The organism is Niallia sp. FSL W8-1348 (genome assembly GCF_038006745.1).
Taxonomy (GTDB): Bacteria; Bacillota; Bacilli; order Bacillales; family Cytobacillaceae; genus Niallia; species Niallia alba.
Genome location: NZ_JBBOVV010000001.1, coordinates 3,320,017 through 3,342,221, shown reverse-complemented (window position 1 = coordinate 3,342,221; position 22,205 = coordinate 3,320,017). Strand labels below are relative to the sequence as shown.

Sequence of the window (22,205 nt, the reverse complement as noted above, 5' to 3'; positions counted from 1 at the left end):
TAACTAAATAATGCTATTAAAAATAGCTTTGGGGGATAATTCTTAATGTATCCTCAAATAATAAGATAAAAATTGTTCAAGAGCTCTCATTTTATTTAATAGTATAGGAAAAGTTTATCCATGATTAACACTTACTAATCACAAAATATTCCTTATGAATATGAATGTAAAATAGAAGTGCTATTATTTACTATTAAAAAGAACATTAGTTCTTTTCATCCTATACTAAAAAAGAATGTTCAGTAGAGATGATTTCTGCTATTCTTTAAATAAGTTTATCATTTTTTGTCAAGATATGGAGGATATTGTTAAATGAGTAGAAATAAGCCGAAAAAAAAGAAGAGAAAATGGTTAAAAGTCACGGGTATTATTCTTCTTCTCCTTGTTATTGGAATAGGAATATATCTGTATACTGTATGGCATTCTCTTTCCACTGCTGTGAATAATATGCATGAGCCAATTGAAAGACAGACTTCAAAAAGAACCGATACTTTGAGCCTTGGGGACAAAGAGCCATTCTCTGTTTTAATGTTAGGTGTGGATGAACGTGATGGAGACTCAGGAAGATCGGATACAATGATCGTACTTACGGTAAATCCTGATAAAAAATCTGTTAAAATGCTAAGCATACCTCGTGATACTCGTACAGAAATTGTGGGACACGGCACTACAGACAAAATCAATCATGCATATGCATTTGGTGGTGTTCCAATGTCGATGGATACAGTAGAAAACTTCCTTGATATACCTATTGATTACTATATGCAAATTAATATGGAAGGCTTTAAAGATATTGTTGATTCTGTTGGCGGGGTAACGGTAGAAAATGATTTAGATTTCACTTACGAAGGGGTTCACTTTGCTAAAGGCCCTGTTAATCTAAATGGCGAGGATGCATTGAAATTTTCCCGAATGCGTTATGATGATCCAAGAGGTGACTTTGGTAGACAGTTAAGACAAAGACTAATTATCCAAGCTGTTATTAAAGAAGGAGCTAGCTTAAATTCTTTAACAAACTTCGATTCAATTTTTGAAGCATTAAGCAAAAACATCAAAACAAATATCACTTTTGATGAAATGATCGACATTCAATCTAAATATAAAGCAGCCGCTAGCAATATCGAGCAGTTAACCATCAATGGTTCTGGACAAACAATTAATAAAGTATGGTATTTAATTGTGGACGATGCAGAAAAAACTAAAATTCAAAATGAGTTAAAAGAACATTTGGACGTACAATAAAGAAGAATTTCATCAACGGGGGTCTTACTGCCCTTTAAGAGTAGGATAAAAAATAAGGCAATAAAAAAAGACCTACCCAGCTCTTTTTTTATTGCCTCTAATATTCTGCTTTTGAATTCTTATCTTTTGTTAAAAACCTCTTCCACTACTCTTTCAGCAGATTTCCCAGCCTCTAAGTAGCAAAACTTATCATAAAAATCATTGAATTTATCACTTATAGGACTTACTTCTGCATCTCTGATTGACTCAATAACTTCTTCTGTCGTTTTCACAAGTGGACCTGGAGCAGTTTTCTCAAAATCAAAATAAAAACCACGTAAATTATCTCGATAATCTTCAATGTCATATACAAAGAATATCATTGGTCTTCTTAAATTTGCATAATCAAAAAACACGGAAGAATAATCAGTTACCAAAATATCAGAAGCTAAATAAAGCTCTCTAATATCTTCATAATTTGAAAAATCAAATGCAAACCCTGTATATGGTGTTAAATCAAAGTTTTCTGCCACCAAATAATGCATCCTTAATAATACAATATACTCTTCTCCAAGCTGTTCACGAAGCATATTTAAATCTAATTCTAAATCAAATTTGTATTTGCCTCTTCCATAAAATTGATTATCTCTCCAAGTAGGTGCATAAAGAATTACCTTCTTATCCATCGGTAATGCAAACTTTTGTTTTAAGGCTTCTATATTTTCTTTCGTATTATCTACATGCAACACATCATTTCGAGGATAGCCAGATTCAATCATTGTTTTATTAAAGTCGAATGCTCTTTTAAAAATTTCCGTAGAATAAGCATTAGGAGAAATTAAATAGTCCCAATTAGATGCTTCTTTTAAAAAGTTATTCTTATATTTAACTGTATTTGTACCAGGCATATGCACTTCGTCCATATCAGCAGCCAATTTTTTCAGTGGCGTACCATGCCATGTTTGTAGATAAGTTGTATGCTTTGGTTTCGGAATCCATAAAGGTAAACGGCTATTGCTCACCCAATATTGTGCTCTTGCCATAATAAATAACCATTTGATAGAAAAACGGGGCACAATATTTAAATTTCTGCCTTCGAAATTTTTCATGTACTTTTTATCAACACTCCAGTACATTTTATATTCAGGATTATATTCCTTCATATATTCAAATATTGCTCTCGGATTACAGCTAAACTGCTTTCCAGCAAAGCTTTCAAATACAACAGATTTTTTACGAACTGGAGCATACCCGAGCAACTTAAAGACTTTTTTGTAAAGTATCTTTATCTTCCTGCTTCTCTTTATATCCGTCATTTTCCTTCTAATTCTACTTTTCCACTCTTTCGAACGATTATACACATATACTTTAACGGAAAGATAGCTCTTTACCTTTGTTTTTTTAATAAAAATCCTTCTATCTATTCCATCAATTTTTATAACCTTCGCTCTTCTCGAGTGTAGTGGGTTAAAAGGATTAAAAGTTAATCTTGGACTAACTGTAACTACCTCTTCTCCATTTTCAATAGATGATAACTCAATATAAAATCGGAAATATAATAATTCAGATGTATGCAAATAATTTTTTAAATCAATAGTACCTTTAAAGCCGATCTCATCATAGTTTCGTATCCCATCCCCATACAATTCCGTTAAATCTGTTCTCTTTATATTTTCTAAAGGCAAACGATATTGCTCTTCATCTAAATGATTCGTAATAATTAATGTCTTATTTATTTCTTTATTGCTAACAGTAAGATTAGTATTTAATACATATCCGCTAATATTTAATGAACCATCCTTTTCGAGAAAAGCATCCTCTACTTTCGCAATAAAAGGTTTTTTTGTCGTTTTCAGAGAAACATTCATTTTATTAGTCGTATATGGATAAAAAACTGTTCCCATATCTGCATAATTATAGTAAATTAAATTCAACTCTTGGCGATTACTTACTAAACGATAACGCTTTTCATCATCTTCCTCTGATTTTACTTCAATATATAAGTCCCAGATGCCAGGTTGTCCAAAAAAAGCTTTTTCTTTATGTAAATCTATTGTGACTTTATAAATGCCAATATTGTTTTCATCTTCTTCTGTATGAAACGGAATATACTTTTTTTCATCTGTCCTTCTATTAAGAATAAGAAACGACGCTGTATTATATTCTAAAATATTCGTTTTAAATCCAAATTGAATACTTATCATATTGTGGATAATGCTAATCGTTTGTATTTGTTTATGGTTAAACCCAGATTCACTCATTAAGAATCCCCTCTCCAAAATGCAAATTCCATTTAATAATGTTATTTAATTAATAAGTTTATCTCTTCTCCTCTACATAAACACCTTAAAAAAAGAGCGTATAATTGTTGAAAAAGAAAAAATAAACTTCTTATTATGAACATTATCTCATAAAACACCTAACCAACATTATATATAACAATGTGCTGGAATTCAATCAACCATAAAATCAATATAGCTAAACTCCTATCAGGCATTAATATCACATATACTTGCAGTGAAGTATCACCTTACCTTTTTGCATTTTTTTAAATGATGTTCTCACTGTCTAAAAAAAAATTGATCCAACAAATTTGATAAATAAAAAAAATCTTTACTTTTATTTTAAACAAATTTTGCATATATATTTCATATTATGACAAAACAATGCTGATACTTGTCAATAAGCGGAAAAAGTTTTAAAATAAAATAATTAGGGAAAGCTAAAAAAAAAGTTTTACTACTTAACGCCAATGATTCAAACATGGAATACAGATTATAGGGTGTTGCAGAAGGATTACCTAATCATCATCCTTTAGAATAATTCTATCCTTATTAAATTGTCTATCATTATAGGAGGAAAAAAATGAAGAAAGTAATTACCTATGGTACCTTTGATTTATTACACTGGGGCCATATAAATATTTTGAAACGAGCTAAAGAGTTGGGAGATCACTTAACAGTAGCACTATCCAGTGATGAATTTAATGCAATTAAAAACAAGCAAGCATACCATACTTATGATAATCGAAAAATGATTTTAGAAGCAATTCGTTATGTTGATGAAGTAATTCCTGAGCATGATTGGGACCAAAAAATAAGAGATGTTGTAGATCATAACATTGATATTTTTGTTATGGGAGACGATTGGGAAGGAAAATTTGACTTCTTAAAGGATTACTGTGAAGTGGTTTATCTTCCAAGAACGGTTGGGATTTCCACAACAAAAATTAAAAAGGACTTATTTAAAGTAAATGGTTAGAGAGTTAGCCATTTACTTATACTTAAAACTATTTTCTTTTCTATTTGGAATTGCAAAACTATTTCCTTTACAGAAGAAAATAGTTTTTTGTGTGTCTTTTGTTGAAAATACTGCTCATCTCTATGAGGAATTAAAGAAAAATTACCCAAACATCCAATGCATTTTATTAACAGATGATAAAACTCATCCTTTTTTTAAAGAACGGATTACAAGAGATACGGTTTTGCACTTCTCTCCAAAACATCCTTTATCTTTCCTTAAAGGAATATATTTTTTAGCAACATCTCAAGTGATTATATTAGATAATTATTATGGTTTCTTATCTTCTATCACATTCAAGAAAAATGTAAAAAAATTACAAATTTGGCATGCGAACGGCGCAATTAAAACTTTTGGCTGGAAAGACTTAAGTGTCAAGGATCGTTCAAATAAAGCGAAAGAGAGATTCGCTGCTGTTTATAAACAGTTTGACTATATTCTTTCTGGTTCAGAAAAAATGTCTGCTATCTTTTGTGAAGCCTTCTCTGCTTCCTCCCGTCAAATACTACAAATGGGAATACCAAGAACAGATATTTTTTTTGATAAAGAACATATAGAGAAAGTGACAAGCTCCTTTTATAAAAAGTATACCAATCTAAAAAATAAGAAAATTATTCTTTATGCTCCAACTTTTCGAGAAAATGAAGCAGAATTATCTAATCAAATTCATATAGACCTTTCCTATTTAAAAAATGCTTTAGCATCGGAGTATATCATTCTTGTTCGTCTTCATCCTAGCATTAATAATCAGATAGATTTTAGTGACTATAACGGCTTTGTTTATAATTTTTCTGATTACCCTATTTTGAATGATTTATTATTTATTACCGACATATTAATAACGGACTACTCCTCTATACCTTTTGAATTTTCATTTTTGCAAAAGCCAATGATTTTTTATCCTTATGATTTAGAAGAATACAGAAAGACTCGAGGTTTTTGGGTACCTTATCATGAACTTGTTCCTGGTCCCATTGCTTTTTCAACCGAAGAGATCGTTGAAATCATTCACCATTCTTCTTTTCAATTAGAAAAAATTGCAGATTTTCATCAAGAATGGAATACGTATTCAGTTGGTAGTTCTAGTAAAAACGTAGTTCAAACTATAAATAACTGGTTAACAAAATAATATTTATAAAAAAGTGGTCTTTGCAATTTGCTAAAGGCCACTTTTTCACCTCCCGACATTTCTCGGGAAATACTTGTCAGCTTTTGTTGATAATTTTAGTGTTTTCAATGAAATTAAACGCGGTATATATATACTATAAGAAAAAATAGTAGAAAGGATGATAAATATGAAAATAAAAGCTGGAAGCTGGAGATTACTAAGTTCTCAAGATAAGCAATTTATTTTACAAACTGTTTGTTCCCTTTCTCAATATAAGGGAAAAGCACATGCTAATTAAGCCTCATATAGTTCAATTGGTAACCCATCAGGATCTGCAAAAAAGGAAAACTTTTTGGCTGTAATTGGATCAATCCGAATTTCTTCAACTGTAATATTGTTCGATTGTAAATATTGTATAGTTTCTTCTATGTTATTCACTTCAAATGCTATATGACGTAAGCCAGCAGCCTCAGGATAACTTGGTCTTTCCTTTGGATCAGGAAAGGAAAAAAGTTCAATTTGATAAATATCATTTACTAAAAGGTCTAGCTTATATGAGTCTCTTTCTTCTCTGTATACTTCGTTTAGTGGTTTAAAACCTAATAGATTAACATAAAATTGTTTAGAAACTTCGTAATTACTACAGATAATTGCTATATGATGAATACGATTTACATTAAACATTTTTTAGCTCCCTTTGTGTTAAATACGATTGCTGAGACAAGCTATCCAACCTAAAATAAGACCGGAGTGTTAGAAAAAAGCGAAGAAATTGTATTGATTCCTTCGCCTTCAGTATTATTTATTATGCCATTTCCAAGCACTTTCAATAATTGTCTCTAAGCCTCTTTCTGCTTTCCAGCCAAGTTCGCTGAATATTTTATCTGAAGAAGCAACTAATCTTGCTGGGTCTCCTGCTCTTCTATCACCAAGAATTACGTTCGCTTTTTCACCAGTAACCTTTTCACACATTTCAATTACTTGTTTTACAGAATAGCCCACCCCATTGCCAAGATTATAGGTTTCTGCTTTCTTTGTTCCATTTAATAGGGCGTCTAATGCAGCTATATGAGCATTTGCTAAATCTGTTACATGGATATAATCGCGAATACAAGTCCCATCTTCTGTTGGATAATCTGTACCAAAGACAGAGATAGACTCTCTTTCTCCCAATAATTGCTGTAAGATAATCGGAATTAAATGTGTTTCCGGATCATGATTTTCGCCGATTTCGCCTGATACATGAGCACCTGCGGCATTGAAATAACGTAATACCACATAATTAAGTCCATAAGCTGTATGAAAATCAGCTAAAATTTGTTCTACCATTAATTTTGATCTTCCATACGGATTAATAGGGGAAGTTTCTGATTTTTCTACAATTATTTCCTCCTTCGGAATTCCATATGTAGCCGCAGTAGATGAGAATATAAAGTTTTTAACATTATGTTTTAACATGACATTTAATAATGTTAATGTATTAGCAACATTATTCTCATAATACTTATACGGATCTTGAACAGATTCACCTACTAGACTAAAAGCAGCAAAATGCATGACTGCTTTAATTGGATACTTCGAAAAAATGGATTCTAAGTCCTCCACATTTCCTAAATCACCTTTTACGAAAACTGCACGAGAATCAACAGCTTCCTCATGTCCGGTAGCAAGATTATCTAGTACTACCACTTCTTCCTTTTCCACCAATTCTTTGACTAGATGGCTACCAATATAGCCAGCTCCACCTACTACTAAAATCATAAGAATAATTCTCCTTTAAATTACAATTTAAACTCTTTCCTATTTTATCACATCTTTTACATTTATTATTCTTATAAGAAGTTAAATATAATAACTTAAAAAGAAAAACCTATATTGATACCTTACTCTGTCAGATAAAAATTAAAATAATCTAGTCATTATATCACTTTTTCTCATATTAAAAACTACAAAAACTATTGTCGATTGAGTCAAGTTTTTGTGGGAGTTTTTTTTGGATAGAAAAACTCCCCTCTTATTTAGTTATATTTCCCACCTAAATGAAAGCGTTATCTAAACAATTTAGTTTTGTTTTTGTTCATTTCCTTCATTTTTTAAAAACCTCGTAAGGCTTGTAAAGCATGGTATATCGGCTTTCCTTTTTGCCGATTTAAATATGATAAATTATTTCTTGTTAGCTCTCCGACTGAACTCTTTAACTTTTCCACATAATATTTTGGCTGAGAAACAGAAGCGGTTTGATCGTTAGGGTTAATTCGTCCTAAAATCGTCTTGATTTCTAATTCATCCTTCATACCAACCATAAAGTCAATAAATGCTTGTATTCCTTTATCGCACCAGCTGCGGCCGTTTTTAAGCCGTTTAGCGAATACACTCATCGTTCCTTCCGCACTTCCCATTGGACGATAGTGGCTTGTGTCTATGTCTTTTTCCTTCAACCATTCGCGATAATCTCCAAGGGCCTGAGGATATTTTGACAGCTGTTGTATGAACTCTTCTAACCGTTCTTCTTTCTTTTCGTTTTCAAGAGTACCAACTGCACTATTAAGTTCCACTAGGAATCCTTTCGCATCATATTGAGCCAGTTTCTTACGAATGACTCTATATCTCTTATGGCCTTTGAAAAGCGTTTTAACCTCACGAGCTACATGGAATCGGTCGATGACAAAGAATGCATTCTTATAGTGATCCTGACAAGCCGTAATCCACTGGGCTCCATCCCCATTAATTACGAGGTGATGTTCACTCGGATTGTAGTTGTAATTATCTATTAAGAACTGCTCAAATCCTTCCCAGAACGCTTCTTTACCTTTGTGGACATAGTGACGTTTTGCGATTAAGGATGTTCGTTTCCCGTTGACTATCCAGCCCTCATGTACGGAAGCAATCTTTTCTTCCCGCCCACGTCGTTTTCCACGTTGCCTTTTCACATATAGTCCGTCTACTTCTACAAAGAGCACTTTCCTCAATTGGTCGGTCGGCTTGACGAAAGTAACTTCTGTTTGTAGAAGGTGTTGACGAATAGTCTCATGGCTGATTACTTTGTAACCTAGTAGTTTCTCAATCATGGAGGAAGCATGACGATAGGATGTACCTTGAACTGCCATTTCCATTGCCATCGTTTCAACTAGGGGACTGAAACCTTTTGACCCCTCAAACTCTAAATAGTGATCAAGGAGATAAACGTATCCACCCTTTTCCCTGTCCCTATAGTAATTCCGATTGATGATAATAGAACCGAATGAAGTATCCATCTCTACGGCTCGCTTATCCTGAAGGTAAAATCTCTTTTTATCTCTATTTTCTGCAATCTGTTGATCCATTTCTTCGAGTTGCTTCGTGAGAACTTCACCAAATGTCTTTTGAAGCATAACAAATAAATCTTTTTCCAGTTCTTTTAATGTGGGTAATTGTATGGTATCTTTTTTCATAGGACTCCTCTTCCTTGTATTTGTGGTTTTCGCAGACTTTACTATACAAGAAGAGAGTCCTTTTTTCATTTGATTTTATTTTCCATCTACCGCACTTCCGTTTGGTGACCTGTTTCTCAATGGATGGATCTACGCCCCATCCATTGAGAAACAGGGTACAACATCTCCCACAAACATTTTACTCATACACTATTGTCAAAAACCGAAAAACATAGTATCTTTAAAAAGAATCAGCAGAAAACGTTTTCAACAATTAAATTCAACCATCTTCTTTTTTTGCTATTTTGCGCAAACGTTTTCACAGACCTTTTCATCATGACTTCACTTTCCCGATAAATACCTTTATTTTCTTAGCGCAATCGTTTTCTTGGAAGCAATACATAGGTAGCAACAGAAGTCATTCTGTTTCTCATAAAAAAATGGAAAGGAGAATGTTTTTTGAAAACGAAAAAACATCCTTATCTCGCACTATGTTTAATTTTTCTTCTTATTTTCAGCAGCTTTGGAGGCTATCTTCCAAGTAAAAAAGCACAAGCAGATAGTTTACTAGATTCCCCTACCCTTACTGCTGATAAGTCCGTGCAGTTTTTCTATGATAATGCAGCTGCAAAGGAAGTTAAAGTGGCAGGAAGCTTTACGGATTGGCAAAATGGAGCATTATCAATGGAACAGGATGCTGATAATCGATGGTCGCTTACCGTTCCGAATCTCGCAGCAGGTGTCTATCAATATAAGTTTATCGTGGACAATGAATGGATAACAGATCCAGCCAATGAAAAGATAGAAAATGGAAACAGTACCTTCGTTGTTCCCGGCTTAAATCTTGACTTAATTCCTGTGAAGGTTGAAAAAAATAAAGCCTATCCATTAGAAGCAACATTAGTAAACAAAGATGGCAGTGTGCAGAACGTTGCGCAGCTAACTTGGTCACTGAAAGACAAAGTTGAAGGTGTCGAGCTTGTTGATGGACAACTAAAAGTGCATGACAATGCAAAAGCAAATGAATCCTTTACCCTACTTGCTGAAAAAGATGGGGAAAAAGCAGAAAAGAAAATCGAGATTGTTGGAAGTATGTATACGTACAATATAAACTATTACCGTTTCGATGAAGACTATACGAAATGGGATTTATGGATTTTTAACAGTGGCCTACCTGATAATGGCTTTCCTTTTACGAAGAATGTTACAAATGATTATACGTTTATAAGTGGAACTTATTCTTTTCCAGAAAACGAGATAACCATTATCCCCCGCAAAGGAAACTGGGAAGCACAAGATGCGCAAAATACAATTGTTGTTGCTGATGGCAAACAAGATACTGAAGCATGGGTAATTGAAGGATTAGAAACTGTTTTTTACTCGAAGGAAGAAGCTATTAAAGCCATTGATAAGTTAAAGGGAGGCAATTATGAACGACGACATATCCAATTTATGTATGATCGACCTGATTCAGATTACAAGGATTGGAATGTATGGGTTTGGGGAACTGGTGTAAAAGATGATCAAATCGATTTCGATCAAAATCTCCATGGCATGGCGACTGCAACGATTAATGTAAGTGAAGCAACGCAAAACGTTGGATTTATTTTACGAAGGGGTGAGAATTGGGATACTGCTATTAAAGAAGGTAATGGAGACCGTTATATTCCTCTAAATAAAACAGATTTAATAACGAAGGTTTATGTAACTAGTGGTCAAGAGGATCTTTATATTGTCCCTGCAGTTACTGGTCCTGTTTTGGAAAACGGAAATGCCACATTCTACTACAGAGACAAAAATTTATATGCTAAAAATGAAATGGACAAAATCGAGCAAGTAGAACTTCAATACAATGGAAAACGTTATAAGATGGCGAATGAAACAAAGAATGAACGTTTTTCCTATACGATAGAAAATATTCCGGAAGGAACGCATCCTTATTCATTCTTTGTCACAATTGATGGGATGGAAACAGAGGTTACTGATCCTTACAATACAGTCGATGGAAAGTCCCTTCTCGCTTATGAAAAAGCAGATTTAAATATACTTGCGAATATCCATCCAAAAGAAGCTACTTATAACGACAATGCAGTACTAACGGTTGATTGGAAAACAACCAAGAATACAGCTATTAGAGAAGTTTATGCTGATTTACGAACAATTGGTGGAAAAGAAAAAGTAGCGATTGATCCACAATTAAAGGAACTAACCATTGCTATTGACCAAAATACAACTACTGGACCAAAAGAAATTCCAGTATATATTATCGATCAGTATGGCAACACTCATACAGAAAAAGCAGAAATCACCGTTAAAGCAAGACACTCAGTAGGAAAAGATGATTTTGACTGGGATGAGGCAAGAATATACTTTATGCTTACCGATCGATTCTTTGATGGAGATACATCCAACAATGATCCGTACGGTATTGGCTATGATACGAGTAAACCTGGAACCTATCACGGTGGAGACTTTAAGGGCATAACGAAAAAGTTAGATTACCTCGAAAACCTTGGAATCAATACAATATGGATTAATCCTATAGTAGAAAATATCCAGTACGATGTTCGCAATGAAGAGCCAGAAACCCCTTATTATGCGTACCATGGATATTGGGCTAGTAATTTTGAAAAGTTAAATCCTCATTTTGGATCACTAGTGTTGCATTAATTTAATTTCACTATTAAAAATACTCGAAATGTTCACTTTTATTATTTTATGCATAGAAAAAGTCCTTTATAATGGATAAGTCAGGTGGTAACCCGTCCAAATCCACTAAAAAAGGACCAATCTCATGGACAAGATTACACGAAAAACTTCATTTGGACAATGGTTTTCGCCAATTAATCTTCAATTATTTGAAGAACAGGTGAAAACATTGAAATTAGATTGCTATACGAAAAAGTTAACGACAGAATCATTCCTAAAACTATTACTTTTTGCACAATTAGAAGAAGTTGAAAGTCTTCATGCGTTAAGTGATTGCCTTTTTGATGATCATCTTCAAAAGGAAATCGACCTTGATTCTATAAGCATTTCTCAGCTCTCGCGCCGTTTAAATGGTCTAAATCCAGATTTGTTTCAAAGACTTTTCCTTGATTTAGTCGGACAAATTCACGCCAAAACACACTACACAAAACTTGTCATGCCGTTAAAAATTATTGATTCAAGTACTTTGCCACTAAATTTGACCAATCATAAATGGGCGAAGTTCCGCAAAACTAAGGCAGGCGTAAAGTTACACTTACGCCTTGTATTTATGGAAAAGGGAGAATCCTATCCCGAAAAAGCCGTGATGACAACGGCAAGCGAACACGATCGTGGTCAACTTGAGATTATGGTTGACGATAAAGAATGCATGTATGTGTTTGACCGAGGTTATCTAGACTACGAGCGTTTTGATCGCATGACCGATGAAGGCTACTTTTTTCTTTCTAGGCTACGAAAAAACGCAGTCGTACGGGAGGTTTATGATTTTAAACTACCCAAGGATTCATCTGTTTTGTCGGATCAAATGGTGTTGATTGGTACAACTCAAAACCGAGCTGAAAACTATTTTCGACTTCTAAAAATAATAGATTCAAAAGGTAATGAACTTCATTTAATCACAAATCGTTTTGACTTAAGCGCCGAAGAAATATCGGAAATGTATAAATCACGATGGGCAATTGAGCTGTTTTTTAAATGGATTAAACAACATCTCAATATCAAGAAATTCTACGGTCAAAGTGAATGGGCGATTCAAAATCAAGTGTTTATCGCACTTATTGTTTTTTGTCTTCATGTTCTGGTACAACTCGAAACAAAAAGTAAGCGGAAAACCTTGCAAATTAGCCGTTATTTAAGGGCATCATTGTGGAAACCAGCACATGTCTGGCTTCGCAAAATTGAAGGAAAAGCCATCCCTTAATCAACAAATTGTTGTCGTTGCACAGGTCTAATTGTAAATAAATTTCCAAATGGACAGGAGCCGCCTTTAGAAAGGTAATTACTTTTTTGGCTCTAAGTAGAGTAAACAATTAAACTGAAAATTATGACACTATTTACGCAACACTAGTGATTTTGGATCAATGGAAGATTTTCATGAGCTAATTGATGCAGCCCATGATCGTGGGATAAAAATTATGGTTGATGTTGTCGTAAACCATGCCGGCTATGGTTTAAAAGCAAGTGATGCAGTAAATGATGGAAAAATCGCCAACTTCCCTACATCGGAAGATCGAAATCGTTTTGCTGGAATGTTCCGTGATGGTGGCACAGATACTGTACAAGGGGAACTATCTGGACTACCTGATTTCTTAACCGAAAATCCAGAAGTACGAAAACAAATTGTAGATTGGCAAACTAGCTGGATTGAAAAATCAAAAACAGCGAAAGGCAACACGATCGATTACTTCCGTGTCGATACAGTCAAGCACGTTGAAAATACAACATGGATGAGCTTCAAAAATGAATTATCAAAAATTATGCCAAGCTTTAAATTAATTGGAGAAGCTTGGGGAGCACAGGTAAATGATGATCAAGGCTATTTAAATAGTGGCATGATGGATTCCTTATTAGATTTCGATTTCAAATATTTAGCACGTGATTTTGCAAATGGCGATATAGAGCGTGTCCAACTTGCATTAGAGGAAAGAAATAATAAGCTTTCAAATACAGGAACATTAGGCCAATTTTTAGGTAGTCATGATGAAGATGGATTTTTAGAATCTGTTGGTGGTGACATAGGAAAGCTTAAACTTGCAGCAGCTCTCCAAATTACTTCCAAAGGTCAACCTGTCATTTACTATGGAGAAGAGCTTGGACTGTCAGGAGCAAATAATTACCCTTACTATGATAACCGTTATAGTATTGATTGGAATTTAACACAAAACAATGATGTCCTATCACACTATACAAAACTATTAAATGCTAGAAAAGAATACTCCAGCGTATTTTCAAAAGGAACTCGTGCTCAAGTAACGGGGAGTGATGAAGAAGGTTATTCTGTATTTAAACGTGAATACTCCAATCAGCAAGTTTTTGTGGGATTAAATACGAAAGAAACAGCAAATGAAGTAACTTTTGAAGTTCCATTTGCTAAGGAAGCAGTAGATTTATATTCTGGAAAGACATATCCTATTAGTGAAAATAAAATTACGATAAGCCTTCCTTCTAGAGAAGACGGTGGAACTATTCTATTAGTCGATGCTGATGAAAAAGAGCCAACTCAGCCTACTGAACCAGAAACACCACCTACTTCTGGAGAAACACCACCTACTTCTGGAGAAACAGATTCGGAAACACCACCGCCTGCTTCTGGTGGTAACGATGTTAAAACACCAGGCTCGGAGGATTCAAAGCAAGTCACAGAATCATCAAGTAATCCAAACAAAGGAAAAGGAGAATCACTTCCTAATACTGCTACAGGTACTTATAACCTTCTTTTAATTGGGTTAAGTCTCCTGCTAATTGGGGCAATTGTATTTCTAGTACAAAAAAGGAAAAAGCGAACAGCTAATTAACAGAGAAAAATACCTGACAAGGAGTTTTCCTTATCAGGTATTTTTCTCTGTTTTTCTTTGCTTATAAATAGAATAGAAAAAAGCGAAATGCCCCACGAAATTTCGTTTCCATAATCTTCTCGGCTCTTTTCCCATTCGATATAGCCATTCGAGACGAAGGTCGCGAAAAATTTTAGGAGCTCTTGTAATTTCACCGGAAGAAAAGTCGATAAAAGCACCTACAGCCATTGTAATCGTGCTCTCAAGCTTTGATCGATGTTCCTTAATCCACTGTTCTTGTAGCGGCATTCCAAATCCTACTAAAAGGATATCTGCTTTACTCTTATTAATTTCTTCAATTATATTTTCTGTGGTTTCTTTCGGAAAATATCCATCCTGACAGCCTACAAAAAGGATATTATTATATTTTTCTTGAAGGCGTTCTTGTGCCTTTTGGGCAACACCAGGTTTCGCTCCTAAAAGAAAGACACGATATTGGTTACCCTTCTCTTCGTTTAAAGATTGAAATAATGCTGGAATTAAATCAGTGCCATTTAAATTCTCTTTAAAAGAAAATCCAAAAAACTTTGCTCCCATTTCGATACCGATTCCATCATTTAACAACAAATCAGCATTATTCAGTATGTCAAGATATGCTGAATCCTTTTGCGCAATATTGTATCCATGATCATTTAGGAAAAAAATATCAGAAGCTATTTTCTTCGCTAGTTTTTCTTTTATATAAGTAATAGCTTCCTTCGAGCTTAAAATATTTACTTTTACATTTCCTAACCATTTCTTATCCATTATGTATCCCCTAATGAAAAAATTTTAAAAAAGCCCCTTTCTATTATATAAAAATTGTCTGCTAGAAACAATTCGAGCTAGAAATAGTTACTCTAAAAGCAGTAGAATACTGCGGACTTGTCCTAACTCTTTTGCTTCTGCCGACTATATTTGCTTTCCAAATAATTAATTACTATAGATATGTTGGAATATGTCGAAACATTGTTTATGAAAAAGTTGTTAACTTTTGAACAATAGTGATAAAATTTAAATAGTACAATTATCAGATAAAGGCAAACCATCTGAAAAGGTGGGACGCAAAGCTTCAGGTCTAAGGTAGATTTATACTATGATGGCTGGGCCACCTTATATTCTATAAGGAGGTTAATTATCATGATTAATTTGTTTCCCACCAAAGTTTCAAAAGAAAGTAATTTGGACAATGAATGGATATCGCTCATAATGGAGGCAAAAGAACAAGGCTTTACGCAAGAAGAAGTTCGGACTGTACTAACAATACTAGAAAAAGTCGATTGGTAAAATATCAGAATATTCGATAATTATAGCGATTCATCCTTAATAGGAAATTTCTTTATTAAGGATGTTTTTTCTTTCTCTTCTCTACGTTGATAACCTTCTGTATTATCCTTCCCCTTAAATCCTTACTAGAATTTTCCGTATTTATTATTGAACTACCAGCAAACAAAAAAGTGCCACAAAGGCACTTAAATAATGGGGAATAAATCGGAGTGTGTATTGATTCTTTCTAATAAAGATTGATTGTTTCAAAGAGGAGTTTTGAAACGAAAAGATAATAGTGTGAGTAGTGTATAGAATGAAAGTCTTAAGATGCTGAGGAAGTACGAGTGATTTTTTCGGTGTAAATAATATGTTCTAATTGTTTGATTCTTACATTGCATTGCTCTAATTTTTCATTTGTCTTTGCCTGCATTTTAATTAATGCAACCATTACATCTGGCACATTATTCACAATTCTTTCCTCCTTTATGGAATGGTTTGTTCCACTTTTTTCGGGTCCAAGAAACGAACAGATTCTGCAATAACTTCGGTCACATAAACTTTTTTTTGCTCCTGATTTTCATAATTTCTTGTCTGAATTCTTCCAACGATTCCTACTAAAGATCCCTTATGACAATACTGTGCTGTATTTTCTGCTACTTTATTCCAAAATATGCACTGGACAAAATCAGCCTCGTAGTTACCAGCTTGATTTTTATAGTTTCTATTAACTGCGACAATAACATGGACGATAGATGTACCCTCTTGTGTTACTCGCAATTCTGGATCTTTCGTTAGTCGCCCGACTAAAGTAACTTGATTAATCATCTTTTCCCTCCTTTCTCTACTAAATTAGTAAAATCATACTATGAATTTCAGCAAATGGAAAATGTCAAAAATTCAATTTTGGGGAGTGTTTACATATAGAAAACTTAAGTTTCGTCTAGGCGATTTTTGAACTTTAGGGCAATAAAACGCTCTAAAACTCAATTTTTGCATTTTTAAATTTTTCCAATAAAAAACTCCTTCAGAATGTCTAGACTGAGAATGACTTCTCTTTACTAACACATTCCTTGAAGGAGTTTTTTATTATTAATCTGATGAATTATTTGTTATATCCATCGATTACAGCGTTCACTTGCTCCATTACGCCTGTCTTCAATGCTTCTAGTTTACTAGAACTTTCTTCTAAGGAAGGGCTATTCACACTAAAGTAGAACTTTGCCTTTGGTTCAGTTCCAGATGGGCGCAAGCAGAACCAAGAACCGTCTTCTAAATAGTATTTGATCACATTGGATTTAGGTAAATCAATCAATGTTTCTGTTAGACCTTCTTGACGTTGACTTGTTAAATAGTCTTCTACTGCAACTACATTTAAGCCATTTATTTCTTTGATTGGAGCCTTACGGAATGTATCCATAATATAAGCTATTTGTTCTGCTCCATCTTTTCCTTTTAACGTTAATGACTCTAAACCTTCTTGATAGAAGCCATACTTTTCAAAAATTTCTAGTAATCCTTCATAAAGCGTTAAGCCTTTTGCTTTATAATAAGCAGCAACCTCTGCCGCAAAAATAGCAGATTGAACAGCGTCTTTATCACGAACAAAATCACCGATTAAATAGCCATAGCTTTCTTCATATCCGAAAAGGAAAGTATGCTCATGTGTTTGTTCAAATTCTTGAATTTTTTCGCCAATAAATTTGAATCCTGTTAATGTATCGATTGTTGGAATGCCATAGGACTTAGCAATCGTGCGGCCAATCTCAGAGGTAACGATTGTTTTAATAACCACACCATTTTCTGGCAGGATCCCTTTCGCTTTTTTCTCGGATAATAAGTATTCTAGCATTAATGCACCTAATTGATTTCCTGTAAGAACGGTGTATTCGCCACTTAAATCCTTCACAGCAACCCCTAGTCTATCTGCATCTGGATCTGTAGCAAGGAGAACATCTGCATCGATTTCTTTTCCATAACGAATCGCAATTTCAAAAGCTGCATGCTCTTCTGGGTTTGGCGATTTTACTGTAGAAAAGTTAGAATCAGGTAATTCTTGTTCTTTTACGACTGTTACATTTTCAAATCCAAATGCTTCTAATCCTGCACGAACTGGCTTGTTTCCTGTACCATGTAGTGGAGTAAAGACAATTTTTAAATCTTTTGCTTCTGGCAAACGATTTAATTGGATCGTTTTTAATTGTTCAACATAGGCAGCATCCACATCTGCACCAATATATGTTAATAGGCCTTTTTCTAATAGTTCTTTTTCTTCTAAAACCTCTATCGTTAGCTCGTCTTCGACTGCATTTACATATTTAATAATGATATCTGCAGCCTCAGGAGGAAGTTGTCCACCATCTTCTCCGTAAGCTTTAAATCCATTGTACTCAGGAGGATTGTGACTAGCGGTAATCACTACTCCCGCGAATGTATTTAAGTATCTTACAGCAAAAGATAATGCAGGTGTAGGACGAAGCTCTTCAAATACATAGGACTTAATTCCAAGCTTACCGACTACTTTCGCAACTTCTAATGCAAATTCTGGAGACTGATGACGGGAATCATATGCAACAGCTACCCCACGATTCATCGCTTCTTCCCCTTGTTCTACTATGTATTTCCCTAATCCTTCAGCTGCCTTACGAACAGTATAGATATTCATGCGATTAATACCAGGCCCTAATTCTCCACGCATACCACCAGTACCGAATTCTAGGTGCTTATAAAAACTGTCCTCCAGCAACTTATCAGATGTTTGTAATTCTGTTAGTTGCGCTTTTAAGTTAGCTTCTAATCCTGCAAAACTTGTCCATTTTTCTACGATTTGTTTATAAACCATTGTCGCTGTTCTCCCACCTTTAAATTAATGTAACTATCTATCTTTACATTACCTAAAATATGTATATAAGTAAAGATTTTTTAAAACCCATCATTGTGGAACCCTCCTCCCTGATTAGGTCTTAATACTCACATTACTAAGGGTCCCATCAACATTTTATGCTAATTATTTTTGTCTCCACATCTTTGCAAGTGGACCACTTTCCCCATAGACTGGATCCGCTTCAGGAAAAATTGCGTTTTCTATTTCCTCTTGTACACCGTTTAAATCTTCCTCTACATCTTTTTTGATATTATAATCTTCCCCACTGGGATAGGCACCGATGACTTGAAAATCTGGTGAAGCTGATAATTTCTTATGACCAGTTCCAGCTGGAAGTAGCAAGATATCTCCACTCTTTACAATAAGCTTAGAGCCTCCTTCCCCTCCTATTTGTAGTAAAGCAGAGCCTTTTTTAATCCCAAGAACTTCATGTGCATTACTATGATAATGATGATATGGAAAAACTCCATTCGTCCAACTATTTTTCCAATTATTATAATGAAAAACTTTTTCGATATTTTCTTCCTTATTTTCCATTGCCTTCTTGTAATGAAGTGCTGGTAAATATGGGTGGTTAGGTATATACCTATTTTGTTCAAAATAATACATTGTAATATCTGGATTAGCCATGTATGCACACCTCTCTATCTGTTGTGATATTACTATATACCCTCCTTCTTCTTAAATCATTCCTTTGTTTCTATATCTATGAACTTGCACCATTATTTTCAATAATTACCACTTTTCTTTTAATTCCGACTTTTACCTTTCTACTACAAACAAGGAAATTTCCGCCGATATAATTCGATGTACCTATGTTTGGGAGCTAATTAAAGCACCTTAACAAAAATGTTTTATCAAAAGAAAGGAGAATAGAATGAGAATATCCATTAAACATAAATTATCTGTAAGTTTTTTGATTGTTTCCATTTTATTTATCATACTGTCTTATTATTCTTATAAAAGTACAAAGGAAACAGTAGAAACATATGATTACCTAATCGAAACAGTTACAGAACTGCGCTCTATTTCAGAACAAATTAAAACGAATGCAGCGAGACAAATCTCCTACTTAAGGGGGTATTTTGTCTACTCTACGCCTAGTTTCAAAAACAGATTCAATGGTGCTAGCAGTAATATCAATACCTTTGTTGACAAGGGGGTAGAAATTTCCGCTGACGGAGATATAGAAAAACGATTAACGGAATTAGCGGCTTTAAACAAAGAACTTACACATAAAGGAAACGCACTGATGAACAGCAATAGCCCTTCTCAATCTGCTTTAGATGAGGTTACTGCTCTATCAGATACTTTGTCGGATCAGGCTGATATTTTAAATAATTTGCTTACAAATGATATTTTGAAGCCAGAAATTGAAAATGCCCAGAGAGAGTCTGAACAAAGAATGTTTCTTGTTGTAATTTTTAGTGCAATAGTAACTGCTATCTCATTGACGATTGGTTTCATTCAATCTTCTCTTATTACGAAACCGATTCAAAAATTACAAACAAATATGCAGAAGGTTGCAAAAGGAGATTTACATACAGCTAAATTCTCTATTAAAGCCAAAGATGAAATTTATCATTTAAATGAAGCTTTTGAACAAATGAAAGACAATTTATCAAAAATGATTTCTAATATGTCGGAGAGCTCAAATATGGTAGCAGCATCAGCTGAACAATTACATGCAAGTGCAGAACAATCAAGCAATGCCTCTACTACGATAGCCTCTTCCATTCAGTCGATTGCTGAGAGCAATGAGCATACACTTGGGAAAATTTCTGATAATGCCCTTGCCTTGGATTCAATCTTAAGTGGAGTAGAGGCGATAAAAGACCGTTCCCATTACGTCTCTTCATTATCGCAAGTTGCCTTTACGAATGCTGAACAGGGGACAAAGCAAATTCATGATAATTTAACGCAAATGGAGTTCATTTATGATTCTGTTCAGCGTTCCAATTCGATTATTGCTTCCCTAGCGGATCGTTCAAATGAAATTGGAAAAATGATTGAATTAATAAGCAATATCGCTAATCAAACTAATCTGTTAGCGTTGAATGCAGCAATCGAGGCGGCTAGAGCAGGAGAAAACGGAAAAGGATTTGCTGTTGTAGCAGATGAAGTGCGGAAATTAGCGGAGCAGTCACAAGCTTCCACACAAGATATTTCGCAATCCTTACAGGGAATTCAACAAGATACATCAGAAGCAGTCACGATGTTAAACGAGACATTAGATCGAGCGAAGACAGGAGTAAGTATATCAACAAATACTGTTGAATCCTTCTCCACGATTGTAACAAACACGCAAAAAGTAGCTCCAGCCATAGAAGAAGTTGCCCAAACGGTGGCTACGATCACGACACAGATCAAAGACGTCGTAAGGGTTGCTAATGAGATTGCCCTTCTTTCTAAAGAAAACGGGAGCAGTACAGAAGAAGTCGCTGCCTCTACAGAAGAACAAATGGCATCTATGGAAGAAATTAAAGCTTCTGCTGAATCCTTATCCAGTATGGCAGAAGAATTAATGGAAATTGTGTCCCAGTTTAATCAAAAAGAAGAAATTTAAATTTTAATGTTAAGGAGAGTATAGAATAATCTGGGTGATTGTTCTATACTCTTTTTTTTGGTGTGAGAAATTTAACTCGATTGGGTTGGCTGATTTAACTTGATTTTGGCTGATATCCCGATTGGGTTGGCTGATATATTTTGATTTTGGCTGATATCCCGATTGGGTTGGCTGATATATTTGATTTTGGCTGATATCCCGATTGGGTTGGCTGATATACTTTGATTTTGGCTGATATCCCGATTGGGTTGGCTGATTTACTTTGATTTTGGCTGATATCCCGATTGGGTTGGCTGATATATTTTGATTTTGGCTGATATCCCGATGCGGTTGGCTGATATACTTTGATTTTGGCTGATATCCCGATTGGGTTGGCTGATATACTTTGATTTTGGCTGATATCTCGATTGGGTTGGCTGATTTACTTTGATTTTGGCTGATATCTCGATTGGGTTGGCTGATATACTTTGATTTTGGCTGATATCCCGATTGGGTTGGCATATACTTTGATTTTGGCTGATATCTCGATTGGGTTGGCTGATATATTTTGATTTTGGCTGATATCCCGATGCGGTTGGCTGATATACTTTGATTTTGGCTGATATCCCGATTGGGTTGGCTGATATACTTTGATTTTGGCTGATATCTCGATTGGGTTGGCTGATTTACTTTGATTTTGGCTGATATCTCGATTGGGTTGGCTGATATACTTTGATTTTGGCTGATATCCCGATTGGGTTGGCTGATATACTTTGATTTTGGCTGATATCTCGATTGGGTTGGCTGATTTAACTTCTTTTTGACTCCTATCTCCATATATTTCACTGATTTAACTTCTTTTTGACTCCTATCTCCATATATTTCACTAATATAACTTCTTTTTGGCTGATATCTCGATGCGTTTATCTAATAATATTTATTTATTGAA

At 34.5% G+C, this 22,205-nt stretch carries 18 protein-coding genes, 1 pseudogene and 1 riboswitch; of the genes and pseudogenes, 9 read left to right on the top strand and 10 right to left on the bottom strand.

Going from position 1 to position 22,205, the window contains the following annotated elements:
* The first annotated feature begins 312 nt into the window (after window positions 1-312).
* The gene (gene tagU / locus NST60_RS15760; RefSeq protein ID WP_212121697.1) at window positions 313-1,242 is read left to right on the top strand and encodes a polyisoprenyl-teichoic acid--peptidoglycan teichoic acid transferase TagU; all 930 of its coding nucleotides are present in this window, start codon (window positions 313-315) and stop codon (window positions 1,240-1,242) included.
* Between the two features lie 119 nt (window positions 1,243-1,361).
* Here the strand turns inward: tagU and NST60_RS15755 are convergent, their stop codons facing one another.
* Window positions 1,362-3,482 (bottom strand): CDP-glycerol glycerophosphotransferase family protein, encoded by a 2,121-nt coding sequence (locus tag NST60_RS15755; protein ID WP_341099372.1) that lies wholly within the window; start codon window positions 3,480-3,482, stop codon window positions 1,362-1,364.
* Window positions 3,483-4,086: 604 nt separating this feature from the next.
* Here NST60_RS15755 and tagD point away from each other — a divergent pair.
* The gene (gene tagD / locus NST60_RS15750) at window positions 4,087-4,482 is read left to right on the top strand and encodes a glycerol-3-phosphate cytidylyltransferase (protein ID WP_016202177.1); all 396 of its coding nucleotides are present in this window, start codon (window positions 4,087-4,089) and stop codon (window positions 4,480-4,482) included.
* The gene (locus tag NST60_RS15745) at window positions 4,475-5,650 is read left to right on the top strand and encodes a CDP-glycerol glycerophosphotransferase family protein (RefSeq protein ID WP_341099369.1); all 1,176 of its coding nucleotides are present in this window, start codon (window positions 4,475-4,477) and stop codon (window positions 5,648-5,650) included. Before tagD ends, NST60_RS15745 begins: the two co-directional genes overlap by 8 nt.
* A gap of 273 nt (window positions 5,651-5,923) precedes the next feature.
* Here the strand turns inward: NST60_RS15745 and gloA2 are convergent, their stop codons facing one another.
* From gloA2 to NST60_RS15730, 3 genes are all read right to left on the bottom strand, one after another.
* On the bottom strand, window positions 5,924-6,313 hold the full coding sequence (gene gloA2 / locus NST60_RS15740) for an SMU1112c/YaeR family gloxylase I-like metalloprotein (protein WP_016202176.1): 390 nt from the start codon (window positions 6,311-6,313) through the stop codon (window positions 5,924-5,926).
* Window positions 6,314-6,427: 114 nt separating this feature from the next.
* The gene (gene galE / locus NST60_RS15735) at window positions 6,428-7,390 is read right to left on the bottom strand and encodes a UDP-glucose 4-epimerase GalE (protein WP_341099366.1); all 963 of its coding nucleotides are present in this window, start codon (window positions 7,388-7,390) and stop codon (window positions 6,428-6,430) included.
* A 332-nt stretch (window positions 7,391-7,722) separates the two neighbouring features.
* Entirely contained in the window at window positions 7,723-9,060 is a 1,338-nt protein-coding gene (locus tag NST60_RS15730; protein WP_169187606.1) for an ISLre2 family transposase, read from the bottom strand.
* 438 nt (window positions 9,061-9,498) lie between these two features.
* On the opposite strand from NST60_RS15730, the gene NST60_RS15725 reads away from it, so the two are divergent.
* The 4 genes and pseudogenes from NST60_RS15725 (at window position 9,499) to NST60_RS15710 (ending at window position 14,543) form a co-directional block, all read left to right on the top strand.
* Window positions 9,499-11,709 carry a pullulanase-associated domain-containing protein gene (locus tag NST60_RS15725; RefSeq protein ID WP_341099363.1) on the top strand — a complete coding sequence of 737 codons (2,211 nt, stop codon included), beginning with the start codon at window positions 9,499-9,501 and terminating at the stop codon, window positions 11,707-11,709.
* Between the two features lie 124 nt (window positions 11,710-11,833).
* On the top strand, window positions 11,834-12,949 hold the full coding sequence (locus tag NST60_RS15720; RefSeq protein ID WP_016205139.1) for an IS4 family transposase: 1,116 nt from the start codon (window positions 11,834-11,836) through the stop codon (window positions 12,947-12,949).
* Between the two features lie 157 nt (window positions 12,950-13,106).
* Window positions 13,107-13,904 (top strand): annotated as a pseudogene (locus NST60_RS15715) (alpha-amylase family glycosyl hydrolase); the annotation flags it as partial.
* Between the two features lie 159 nt (window positions 13,905-14,063).
* On the top strand, window positions 14,064-14,543 hold the full coding sequence (locus NST60_RS15710) for an LPXTG cell wall anchor domain-containing protein (protein ID WP_341099882.1): 480 nt from the start codon (window positions 14,064-14,066) through the stop codon (window positions 14,541-14,543).
* Window positions 14,544-14,576: 33 nt separating this feature from the next.
* On the opposite strand, the gene NST60_RS15705 is transcribed toward NST60_RS15710, so the two are convergent.
* A complete protein-coding gene (locus NST60_RS15705; protein WP_341099361.1) occupies window positions 14,577-15,329 on the bottom strand; it encodes a WecB/TagA/CpsF family glycosyltransferase in 753 nt (250 codons plus the stop codon).
* Between the two features lie 261 nt (window positions 15,330-15,590).
* Window positions 15,591-15,677: riboswitch (cyclic di-GMP riboswitch) on the top strand.
* 24 nt (window positions 15,678-15,701) lie between these two features.
* On the opposite strand from NST60_RS15705, the gene sinI reads away from it, so the two are divergent.
* Window positions 15,702-15,848 (top strand): DNA-binding anti-repressor SinI, encoded by a 147-nt coding sequence (sinI, locus tag NST60_RS15700; protein ID WP_341099359.1) that lies wholly within the window; start codon window positions 15,702-15,704, stop codon window positions 15,846-15,848.
* Window positions 15,849-16,152: 304 nt separating this feature from the next.
* Here sinI and NST60_RS15695 read toward each other — a convergent pair whose 3' ends face one another.
* The 4 genes from NST60_RS15695 to NST60_RS15680 form a co-directional block, all read right to left on the bottom strand.
* Entirely contained in the window at window positions 16,153-16,299 is a 147-nt protein-coding gene (locus tag NST60_RS15695; RefSeq protein WP_341099356.1) for a hypothetical protein, read from the bottom strand.
* Between the two features lie 14 nt (window positions 16,300-16,313).
* Window positions 16,314-16,655, bottom strand: a complete 342-nt coding sequence (locus NST60_RS15690; RefSeq protein ID WP_016202171.1) for a single-stranded DNA-binding protein — start codon at window positions 16,653-16,655, stop codon at window positions 16,314-16,316.
* A 277-nt stretch (window positions 16,656-16,932) separates the two neighbouring features.
* Window positions 16,933-18,669: a phospho-sugar mutase gene (locus NST60_RS15685; protein ID WP_341099352.1), complete on the bottom strand. Its 1,737-nt coding sequence runs from the start codon at window positions 18,667-18,669 to the stop codon at window positions 16,933-16,935.
* A gap of 165 nt (window positions 18,670-18,834) precedes the next feature.
* Window positions 18,835-19,341, bottom strand: a complete 507-nt coding sequence (locus tag NST60_RS15680) for a cupin domain-containing protein (protein ID WP_016202169.1) — start codon at window positions 19,339-19,341, stop codon at window positions 18,835-18,837.
* 247 nt (window positions 19,342-19,588) lie between these two features.
* On the opposite strand from NST60_RS15680, the gene NST60_RS15675 reads away from it, so the two are divergent.
* Window positions 19,589-21,277 (top strand): methyl-accepting chemotaxis protein, encoded by a 1,689-nt coding sequence (locus tag NST60_RS15675; protein WP_224427725.1) that lies wholly within the window; start codon window positions 19,589-19,591, stop codon window positions 21,275-21,277.
* A 9-nt stretch (window positions 21,278-21,286) separates the two neighbouring features.
* On the opposite strand, the gene NST60_RS15670 is transcribed toward NST60_RS15675, so the two are convergent.
* A complete protein-coding gene (locus NST60_RS15670) occupies window positions 21,287-22,102 on the bottom strand; it encodes a hypothetical protein (RefSeq protein WP_341099347.1) in 816 nt (271 codons plus the stop codon).
* Window positions 22,103-22,205: the final 103 nt, after the last annotated feature.